The organism is Syntrophorhabdaceae bacterium (genome assembly GCA_035541755.1).
In the GTDB taxonomy this organism is placed as follows: domain Bacteria; phylum Desulfobacterota; class Syntrophorhabdia; order Syntrophorhabdales; family Syntrophorhabdaceae; genus PNOF01.
The window spans coordinates 1-10336 of the sequence record DATKMQ010000111.1 but is presented as its reverse complement, the minus strand read 5'-3'; the positions used below and the strand labels follow the sequence as shown (position 1 = coordinate 10336).

Here is a 10336-nt window from a genome sequence, read left to right as displayed (position 1 = left end):
CAGTTTGCAGCCCTCAACTGGGTGGTAAACCACTGGGGCAATGACGCGATCATTGAACCCGGGCAAAATATCAAGGACCACCTTCGCTATGCCATACAGAAATACTCGGAGCTTGAGGGCTGTGCGAAAAAAACGCTCTATACCCATACGGGCTGGCGCAAGGTAAACGGCGAGTGGTGCTACCTCTGTGCCAACGGTGCCATCGGAGGGAAAGACATTGCGGTAGAGCTGCCCGGTGAGTTTCTTGAGATGAACCGGTACTGCTTGCCTCAGGCTCCCGAGAACGAGGTGGAGGCAATCCAAGCAAGTCTCTCCTTTCTTCATGTCGGGAAGCACGAGATCACCTACCCGGCATATGCGTACACCTTCCTCGCTCCTCTGACGAGTATCCTTACCCCCACGCCCAACTTCTCCGCGTACTTCTATGGGGAAACCGGATCGTTCAAATCCACGATTGCAACCCTATTACTCTCTCACTTCGGGGATTTCTCTATCAGCGGCCTCTCGAACTTCTCGAGCTCTGCCAACCAGATCGAGAAACGAACGTTTATTTTAAAAGACACCCTTTACATTCTCGACGATTATCACCCTTCAACACAGCAGAAGGAAGCCACGGCGAAGGAGGCCATCGCGCAAAGGCTCATACGGGCCTCAAGCAACAGGACCGGGCGGGAAAGGCTCAATCCCGACACGACCGAGAAAGGCAAGTACGCGCCGCGCGGTATGCTCATCATCACCGGAGAAGAACTCGTCCAACTCCAGTCCACGCTCGCCCGATTAATGGTCGTGGAATTCAACGAAGGGGATATCGATCAGAAGCAGTTAAATGACGTGCAGAGGAATTCCCGCCTTCTGCCCCATGCTATGTCGTCATACATCCTCTGGATAAAAGATCATATGGATCACATACGGACTTCGTTCCCTGAATGGTTCCTGAAGATGAGAGAGAACACCGTCCAAAGCAATGCCCATAAGAAGATCAACGAGCAGGCAGCGTACCTACAGTTTAGCTTCGAATTACTTCTGTCCTGGGCCAAAGAAAAAGGAGCGATTGACGAGAACGATGCAGGAATTGCCCTCGAACTCGCAAAAGATATATTTGTTAAGGTTGCATGCCGTCAATCCGAAAGGATCGATGAGGATGATCCGGTTAAACTCTTCTTTGGCATCATCGATTCCATGCTCATCGGAGGAAAAGCCCACATGAGGGACCGGTACAGTGGGCGTAGAAGTCCGAGAGCTGGCAAACCCCCCGATGATTTTATCGGATACTATGACGAAACTCATTACCTTCTTTTACCGACGGCTATCTGGCATGTTGTGACTTCCTATCTGAAATCCGAAGGAAGACGCTTCCATTTCGAGCGCATTAACCCCATCTATTCGGCCCTGGAGAAGCAGCACAGTATTGAAAGAACAAAGGACGGGAAACACACCCACGTCGTCAAGATCAACGGCACTCCTATGAGGGTGCTCAAGTTAAAAAGAAAAGGCAATGTTCCCTTGGAGTTTAATCCGGAGCCAGCTGATGATGTCGAGCAGGAATAAAGACACACAAAAAGACGTTGGGTTACTCCACGCAGGAGCGGCGGACCCGCGGCGGAAACCGAGTTGTGGTAACCCGCGTAACACCCTGATGGAGACCAAAACACCCACGGTGTTACCGGCCAGTACCGTGACAATAAAGGATGTGACGAGGATGATGTTTCAGGTAACACGAGTAACACCGATTTCGACTATGAGTATGCGTGGACAAAGTGATCTGCTTGACTCCTGATACCAACTTTCATATGCTAACCCAGGATCAATTAAAATCCGGGGGTGTCATCATGAAGGGGATCATTATCTGTAACAAATGCCGCAAGAAGATGGATGGGGTGTGCAAATGTACGACTAAGGGAAATGCCAAGTGCATTGTCCAGATTTACTGGCACGGTAAGCACTACGAGTACCGACGGGACGATCGAGGATTCATACTGACGTACGAAACAGCTCAAGCGAAACTGATCGACATAAGCGGCGATATTAGAAAGGGAATATTCAATCCCATAAATTACACCGACGAAAAGATGAAGGAACGGCGTTTTGAAACGCAGATTGAACGGTGGTTGCAAGAGAAGATGAAACAGGCAGATCTCAACGAATTATCCCCAGGCACTACGAGACAGTACAATGGATATGTGAATAACTACTACCCCTTCTTCCATGGACAAGATGTCAGGGCGATCTCACTCGAAGCTCTATCAAACTTTAGGGACACTCTCGAAAACGTGAGCATTAAAACCAGGAAGAATATAATGGTAACCCTACATGGGTTCTTTCTGTGGCTGAAGGAAAGAGGTCTAATCAAAGAAATACCCATTTTCCCGAAGATAAAAGGGGATGATAGCGTTATCCAAAAGTCCATTGATGTTGATATACAGGAACAGGCGTTGAGGAGGATCCCCGAACGGCATAGAGATATTATTGAGTTCCTGATGGAGACAGGACTAAGACCCGGAGAAGCCTGTGCGTTACGCGTTGAACATATCAACGGCGGGATCGCAAAGATAGAGGGGACATTCTCTGGTACTCAGCTGAGAACGACAACAAAGCAGAAGAGGAAGCGATCTCTTCCCTTGTCGGTTCGGGCTCTCGAAATCACACAAAAGAATATGAAGGACAAACACCCAAAACAATTTCTGTTCATCAATCCCATCATTTGCCGCTATTACACTACGAACAGCCTTGATAAAATATGGAGGAAACACTCTGGGCTCGATGGTATTTCTCTTTATGAGGCAACAAGGCATTCATTTTGCAGTCAGCTGCTTGAAAACGGGGCCGATATAAGAATGGTCCAAGAACTTGTCGGACATAGCGATATCAGAATGACAGAAAAGTACACCCATGTGAAGATAAAAAGACTCCTTGACTTGGTGAATTCCAGAAAAGTTAGACGGCTTAATGAAAGCGAAAATAGAAGCGAAATAGAAGCGAGTATTTCAGCAACCAAATCCAATAAAATTAATTAGTTAGCTGGGGTGGGTGAAGGGTCTCGAACCCTCAGCCCTCAGGACCACAGCCTGATGCTCTAACCGTTGAGCTACACCCACCGTGAGGGTAATGTATTAGCACAATCAGGGCCGCAAGTCAATGATTGCAGGTGATTGATAATGTCCCGTAACACTGCCGGAGGATTTCACCATATGCTCTTCACGAACTTGATAACGACGAGGAGAAAGAGAAAGAAGATATAGAATTTGAGAAAGAAGAGGGCGGCCCGTGCAGGCTTCGTTATTTTGACTCGTGGCATATTCTACCTCGCTTCAGGTTCGTGTGAGAAGGTCATGTTTCACATCGTTATGGTGGATGACACCGAGGAGATGATCCTCGGCATCGACCACCGGAATGGCCCGGTAATGATACTTATTGAACAACTCGACAAGATCTTCGCTCGTGTCGTCTTCCTCGGCCCCGACCACGGAGGTGGCCATGATATCTTCAAGCCGGTTCGTATCGTCGGCGAGCACGAGCTCCCTTAAGTCCACAACGCCTGCAAGGGTATTTAATTCGGAAACCACATAGAGGTAGGAGATCGCCTGATACTCGGGGCGGTGTTGCTTGATATATGAGAGGGCCTGGGCAACGGTCGTCTCCTTGGGGAGGGTCACATATTCCTGAGACATGAGCTCCCTCGCCGTGATCTCGCGTTCGGAGAGTATCTTGGTGATCCGTTCCACCTTATCCGGCGGGAGGAGTCCCGAGAGCTTCTCTCTTTCCTCGAGAGGCAGCACTGAAAAAAGCTCGGCCATTTGCGGAATGGAAAGCTCAGACAGGATTGTATAGGCCCGTTCCTTTCTCAGGGCTGCGATAAGCTGTCGCTTAGCCCTTGGTTCCGCGTGCGTCAGTGTTTCGGCGGCTTTCTCCGAATCCAGGGCAGAAAAAAAGGCCTCCTGTTGTTCGCCTGAGAGCACCTCCAGCACGTCGGCCAGGTCTTCGCCGGGAAGATCCATTGCCTGATCTTTTTCCACGGAAAGGGAGACAGTGTCGGTGGTGACGGCATCTTCAACGGAGAAGGGCTGTACATACCGCCATGAGATGAGCCGGTCCTTGATCCAGCGAATGCCTCCCAGCCCCCACTTTCTCAAAAATCCGTTGAACGAGGAGTCCACGTGCACGATGATCATGCGCCCCTTGGAAAAGAGCAGGTGCACGTCGTTGACCACCTCAACGGTTCTCCCGTCCGTATCGAGGATCGTGCGGCCCATAAGGTGTTGAGCCACCAATATCCAGCCCTGCTGGTCTACGAACGGCGGATAGGAGGGGCCGCTCTCCGGCGGTTTAACGAAGATCGCGTCCCGGTCTATCTTGATGACCTTATCCCAGGGGATAAATTCCGTGGGTTTTCCCCATCCGTGCTCGAGGTATATGCCCACGGCATAGGGATGTGGTTCAGAAAGTTGAAAGACGAGGTCGGTGAGCTTTCCCAGCCGGTTCTTTATGTGACCGGCGCAGACTGGGCGATTAAGCAGCCGCGAGAACCAGAGGAACTCGAAGTCCTGTGAAGTACCGTTTGTCTTGCTGCCCGCAGGCTGTTGCGTATTCATTGAGATCCTCCTATCCCTGCCCGAAGAGTCCCGGGAAGAGAACAGAAATACCGAACAGGGTCGACATGATAATCACAAAAAGGGTGATGCTCACATTGGCCACGTTCTGCCAGGGCGTGTTCTTGTGTGCGCCCATCAACGGTTCATCGTTCAAAAGCAAAAGAAGAAAGATAAGCGCTACCGGTAACAGGGTAACGGCCACCACCTGGACAAACATAGTAATCGTAATAAGAGGGGCACCGGGAATAAGTACCACCGAACCTGCCGTACCGAGGCAGAGAAGATAGATCACATAAAACCAGGGGGCATCCTTGACGCCCTTGTTGAGGGAGTGTGCCCATCCAAAGACTTCCCCCACGGCCCACGACGTGGAGAGGGATATACAGAGCGCCCCTAAGAATCCCGCGTCGAACAGACCGATGGCGAAAAGCGCCCGTGCCCATGCCCCCTTGCCAAGGGGCAAGAGTGGTACGATGGCGTCCGCGGTCTGTCTCGCGTCTTCGACCAGGATCGGCGGATTGTGGTAGAAGAATGCGGCGGCTGTGGTGATAATGATGAAGGCGGCAACGAGGCAGGTCAAAAAGGAGCCCACAAAGGTATCGATCTTGCCGTATTTCACATCCTTGATGTCGAGCCCCTTATCGACCACGGCACTCTGTTGGAAAAAGATCTGCCAGGGGGTGATCGTGGTGCCGATGTTGGCCATGATGATGAAAAGAAGGTCCGTAGTGAAACCGCCCGGCAGGGTAGGAAGATAAAAACCCTTGAACGCAGCGCCCCAGCCCGGCGCGTTTCCCGTCTTCATGGCCCAGAAGGCGGCAGGAATATAAACGAAGTTGAATCCACAGAACAAAAGTGTCAGCTTCTCGAAAGTCCAATAACGTCCCGTGACCACAATACTCATGAGAATAAGCGTCACGACGATGAAGGTTACAATCGGCGGTATGCCGAAGATCGTCATGGCCGCGGTCATACCGATATATTCCGTCACAAGCGTGAGCCAGTTGACGATGGCCAAATCCACGATGGAAAACCATCCCCAGAATGACCCGAAGCCGTCGAAGATCGCCTCAGCGTGGCCGCGTTTTGTCACAGCGCCCAACCTTACCGTCATCTCCTGGATGTAATAAGCCATGGGCACCAGAATGAAGAAGATCCAGAGGAGGTTGAATCCATATTTTGCGCCGGTCACGGCGTAGGTTGAGATACCCCCGGCATCGTTGTCCGCTATCATGGTGATAAGACCGGGTCCAAGGATGACCAGGAAAAGAAAAAGCCGCGTGCGGAACCGGCCCAGAATATGGATACTCTTGCTGATCCAGTACATGATCTATTCCTCTACAGATTCGAAAAAAATGCTGCTAATTTTTTTTGAAACGCTTACGGGGCCTGACCCTCAACAGGGACTGATGTCCGTCAGGAGGGAGGCCAAAAAAGGCAGGGTTAACGGGGCCTGATATCCTGGAGCGGGCGTAACTCCCTGTTCAGCTCAAACCGCAAATGACCGCCAGGGTCTTCTTCCATACCGCTTATTCACCTCTTTTTTAGAAAAATTTACGAAATGATTCTAAGCCTATGAGGGAATCCTGTCAAGCGAAAAATGGCGGATTCGATTACTCTTTGGCGAGCTCAGTTTCGGTCGGAGCTTGCACGGCAGAAAGCCTCGTTTTCTTATAGAGCTCTGTAAAATAATAAGCCGAGACGAGCAGGATGTAATAACTGATAATGGAAGAACAGATAAAGCCGAGGTAAGGAATGCGCATGATCCAAACGCAGACATAGAGCCCGCAGAGAGCTATCCCGTAACCGATCAAGTATTCAAAGAAAACCTGTTTGATCCCTGCGAAAATGGTTTCGAATTCGAAGGCCCTTCTGAAATCCATATGCTCCGCGAATGTGACAAAGGCAAAAGGTACGAGAAAGGAGCAGACAATCAGGGCAACAAAGGAGAGTATCTTAAAGATATGCCCAAAGAAGGCCGTAAAGGAATTCAACGTGGTGAGAAAGAACCCACTTGAGAACATAAAAAATGGTATCGCATTATAGAGGATAAAGATGAAGAGGAGTTTCACCCCCTCTATCCAGATTTCATATTTCTCCTGCCATGTGGGAAGCCCGATGCCGCTCCCGACGATCACAAGGCGGGAAGTCCTGGAAAGAAATCCGAGTGATAGAAAGTTGAGCACGGGAATATAAAGGATGAGCCCCGCAAATATCCAGCGGGCGATATACCGCGAATTGAGCGTCAACTGAACGAAGGGGACCATATCCATTACCGTCTTCCTCCGGCTATGAAATCGAGGAGCGTTTCCCTGGTATAGCCCGTCATGCCCCCGTCCATGATGATGGTTTCGCCATTGATGTAGCGGGCCTCATCGGAGGCGAGAAAAAGTATTGTAGAGACCACTTCATTCACCTCGCCCATCCTGCCGACGGGCGTTCTGCCTGAAAGATAGTTCACGAAAGCCTCTTTCTTGATAAGGCCCTGATTCATCCCGCCCTTGATAAACCCCGGGGCGAGCGTACAGATCGTAATGCCATAGGGCGACCATTCATAAGCGAGCTCGCGTGTCATGACTATAAGGGCCGATTTACTGATTGCGTAAGGGAGAAAACCTTTTTCACCGAACAGGGCCACCTGCGATGCGATGTTGATGATACGCCCCGATTTCTGCTCGATCATCTTCTTCCCGAACGCCTGGGTCACGTAGAATGTCCCTTTCAGGTTTACGTCTATTACGCGATCGAAATCCTCTTTTTTCATGGTTTCCGTAGGTGCAAGCGGATTGACAATGCCGGCGTTATTGATAAGGATGTCGATTTTTCCCCAGGCATCGGTCACAGTCGCCACGGTCTTTTCCATTTCGTGAGCGTCAGTGATATCAGACCTGAAAGCGAGAATCTTCTGTTTCCCGAATTCCTGCTCGAATTGAGCCACGGCATCGCCGCCACGTCCGTTGACGGCCACGGATGCGCCGTGAGCGAGAAAGGCCCTGGCCATCTCCCGGCCGAGTCCTTTTGCGCCTCCTGTAATGAATACAACCTGATCCTGAAATTTCATAGGCCGCCTCCGTACAAGTCCCTTATCCTCCGGTCGAAGAGGGTTATCAGGGCCTCATTATCGTGAACGTCAATGCCTGTCACCTCGCGCCATACATCCGAGCGTTCCATGCAGAGGTATATGAAGAGGTTGTTGTGTAAGGCCTTGAGCTGCTTATAGAGCGACCGGTAGACCCTGATCCGCTCATTCTTGATGTAACGGTATTTACCGTCCTCGCCCCGGATGAACTCGCCATAGAGGAGGTTCTTCCTTTCTTTCTCGAGGAAATGGTCATACAGCTTTGGCGGAAACCTCAAAAGGCCGAGGCTGATCCAGATGATCTTTTCCGGATTAAGTATCCTTCCAATATCATCGATGAGGTAGCGGTAATCCTTTTCGAAGCCGTCATAAATCACCACGGGGTCCAGGTGAATGCCCACGAATGAGCCCAGATCCTGGGTCATCTTCGCCGCCTTCAATCGTTTATGCAGGGGGCTTGTTCTTTTCTCCTCTGCTTGAATGAGCCGCTCAGGCGATACGGAGAAGGAGATAACAGTATAAGGATTAAGGGAGGATGCGAGATGGTCGATCGATGCCCATTTGGATTTCAATTCGAGAAGGGCCTTTCTCTTGCGCCCGAAATAATCGACGAGATGCCTGTTCAGGTCAAGTCTTCTATCAAGGGCCAGGCTGTCGGAGAGCTCTCCCGTTCCGAACCTTACGATGTGGCGCGGCTCCTGATCGATCGCTTGATCGACCTGATCGAGTATGTGAGAGACGTCTTCTGTGGCCTTGATATGAGGCGCATTCAGATAGGCCTGCATGATACAGTACGAGCACGAGAGAGGACACCCCTCGATAAGGTCGATAGTCTTGTATCCGCAGCAGATGTGGTGTTTGGTACCAGGACAGTCCCTCACCACGCTGCCCATTGCTTCAACGAATTCTACCTTTGGTAAGCTCAAGGATATTTCCTATATGTCCTTTCTTTAGAACCTCGTTGAGTTTTTGCAGTAACCCTTCTGCTTCCTGCCCGCTCTTTACCCGTATTGTTATATCAATATACTCTTTTTCAAAGAAAGGGTCTACCTTTATGTCTATGGCCGGTGGCAGGCCCAGGGCAGCCTTCTCTTTTTCGAGTTTTTTCTCAAGAGACAGAAGGCCGGGATAAAGACGCTTTTTGAGCTTGAGTCTGAGTTCGCCCGCACTCTCGGCGCGGCCCACAGTCCTGTACGGGAACCTGCCGGTCTTAATCTTCATGAGGAGGAGCATTTCAAGGATCTCCCGGATGTAACTTTCGGTCGTGCGCATGGATGTAAAGGCCTTTATGATGCCCTTCCTCTCATCCTTGCTCAAGCGGAGAAGATACTCGATGTTCTTCAAAGAAAGTCCCTGTCCGATGATAAAGTCTTTCAAAAAGTTCTCTGATGAGGCTATGGAAATAAGCTGTGTAGAGACCTTCTCGTGCGGACTTAAAGAAAAGAGCCCCATGACCGTATCAAACTCGTCTCGAGAGAAACCCTGCGTTACCATCCTTTCTATGGTGTGGGCCTTCTCCACGATATTTAAACCTCGATGCATGTTGTCGTGAACGGCGAGTAAAAGAGCCTGTTTCTCGCTCAAGGCCTGTGTTACGGCAGGGACCTCTTTGAGCCCCAGTCTTTTAGCGGCTACAAGCCTTTTAAATCCAGTGACCACGGTGAACGGAGCGGGCTCAAGCAGTATGATCGGTTCTATAATACCGAGCTTTCCGATGGATGCTAAAAGCTTCTCGTCATGAAGCGGATAGGAGAGACAGAACCTTATGTCGCGCATATTGATCTGTCGAAGAGGTATCCGGGTAATCATTGCGGGGCCCGAGAGAATAGGCTACACGTCACGGCGCGCAAAAGAGAAACTTCCCGGCGCATGATGCGATTGGTCTTGGGGCTACGGTTTGTCGCGGCACTATCAGCCATTGGAATGTGTTCCATTGTATAAAAGTATTGATCTTGTGTCAATGTTGAGGTCTAATCTTGGCGCATCCGCACGGGACAAGATTGATGCGGATGTGTAGCGGTTGCAAGGAGGTTGTCGCATGAAGAAATCCATAGGCGCGAAGACCATGTTGTTTCCCACGCCGGTGCTTGTTGTAGGTACCTATGACCCGTCAGGCAGGGCTAATGCCATGACTGTGGCCTGGGGAGGTATCTGCTGCTCGGAGCCGCCCTGTGTTGCCATCTCTCTGAGGAAGGCCACCTACACATACGGGAATATTGTTCAAAGAAAAGCTTTTACCGTCCATGTAGCCGACGAAGCTCACGTAGAGGAAGCCGATTACTTCGGTATAGTCTCCGGCAAAAAGACCGATAAACTGATTGCGAGCGGACTCACGCCTGTCAGGGCGGAATTCGTGGATGCCCCCTGTATTGAAGAATTTCCCCTGGTGCTCGAGTGCAGGCTTCTTCATACCGTAGAAATTGGGCTTCATACCCAGTTTATTGGCGAGATAGCAGATGTAAAGGTCGACGAAGCCATGGTGACGGAGGATGGTTTGCCCGATATCGGAAAGATAAAGCCGGTAGCCTTCGCCCCTACGATCAGAAACTATTACGCCCTCGGCAGGGTAGTGGGCAAGGCCTTCTCTATGGGGAAAAAATAGTGAGACGCAATAGTCATTTATTCAAGCTGAGTCGCTTGCATTTGTGTGTAGAATATACGCATCAGA

At 50.5% G+C, this 10336-nt stretch carries 9 protein-coding genes and 1 tRNA gene; 3 read left to right on the top strand and 7 right to left on the bottom strand.

What is annotated here, in order from left to right; all coding sequences use genetic code 11:
- Both VMT62_11655 and VMT62_11650 read left to right on the top strand, forming a co-directional pair.
- A partial coding sequence (locus VMT62_11655) for a hypothetical protein (protein ID HVN97077.1) occupies nucleotides 1-1548 on the top strand: 1548 nt, incomplete at its 5' end.
- Nucleotides 1549-1829: 281 nt separating this feature from the next.
- Nucleotides 1830-3014 (top strand): tyrosine-type recombinase/integrase, encoded by a 1185-nt coding sequence (locus VMT62_11650; GenBank protein HVN97076.1) that lies wholly within the window; start codon nucleotides 1830-1832, stop codon nucleotides 3012-3014.
- A 5-nt stretch (nucleotides 3015-3019) separates the two neighbouring features.
- On the opposite strand, the gene VMT62_11645 is transcribed toward VMT62_11650, so the two are convergent.
- The 7 genes from VMT62_11645 to VMT62_11615 all read right to left on the bottom strand — a co-directional run bounded on the left by VMT62_11645 (nucleotide 3020) and on the right by VMT62_11615 (nucleotide 9444).
- Nucleotides 3020-3095, bottom strand: a tRNA-His gene (locus VMT62_11645).
- A gap of 213 nt (nucleotides 3096-3308) precedes the next feature.
- Entirely contained in the window at nucleotides 3309-4589 is a 1281-nt protein-coding gene (locus tag VMT62_11640) for a CBS domain-containing protein (protein ID HVN97075.1), read from the bottom strand.
- Between the two features lie 10 nt (nucleotides 4590-4599).
- Nucleotides 4600-5916: a divalent metal cation transporter gene (locus VMT62_11635; GenBank protein ID HVN97074.1), complete on the bottom strand. Its 1317-nt coding sequence runs from the start codon at nucleotides 5914-5916 to the stop codon at nucleotides 4600-4602.
- Nucleotides 5917-6202: 286 nt separating this feature from the next.
- Complete coding sequence (locus VMT62_11630) at nucleotides 6203-6862, bottom strand: DUF4013 domain-containing protein (GenBank protein HVN97073.1); 660 nt, start codon at nucleotides 6860-6862, stop codon at nucleotides 6203-6205.
- A complete protein-coding gene (locus VMT62_11625; GenBank protein HVN97072.1) occupies nucleotides 6862-7650 on the bottom strand; it encodes an SDR family NAD(P)-dependent oxidoreductase in 789 nt (262 codons plus the stop codon). The genes VMT62_11630 and VMT62_11625 overlap by 1 nt, the downstream gene beginning before the upstream one ends.
- Nucleotides 7647-8594 (bottom strand): hypothetical protein, encoded by a 948-nt coding sequence (locus VMT62_11620; protein HVN97071.1) that lies wholly within the window; start codon nucleotides 8592-8594, stop codon nucleotides 7647-7649. The genes VMT62_11625 and VMT62_11620 overlap by 4 nt, the downstream gene beginning before the upstream one ends.
- Nucleotides 8566-9444, bottom strand: a complete 879-nt coding sequence (locus VMT62_11615; GenBank protein HVN97070.1) for a ParB/RepB/Spo0J family partition protein — start codon at nucleotides 9442-9444, stop codon at nucleotides 8566-8568. Before VMT62_11615 ends, VMT62_11620 begins: the two co-directional genes overlap by 29 nt.
- Nucleotides 9445-9706: 262 nt before the next feature.
- Between VMT62_11615 and VMT62_11610 the strand changes: the two genes are divergently transcribed.
- The gene (locus VMT62_11610) at nucleotides 9707-10270 is read left to right on the top strand and encodes a flavin reductase family protein (GenBank protein HVN97069.1); all 564 of its coding nucleotides are present in this window, start codon (nucleotides 9707-9709) and stop codon (nucleotides 10268-10270) included.
- Nucleotides 10271-10336: the final 66 nt, after the last annotated feature.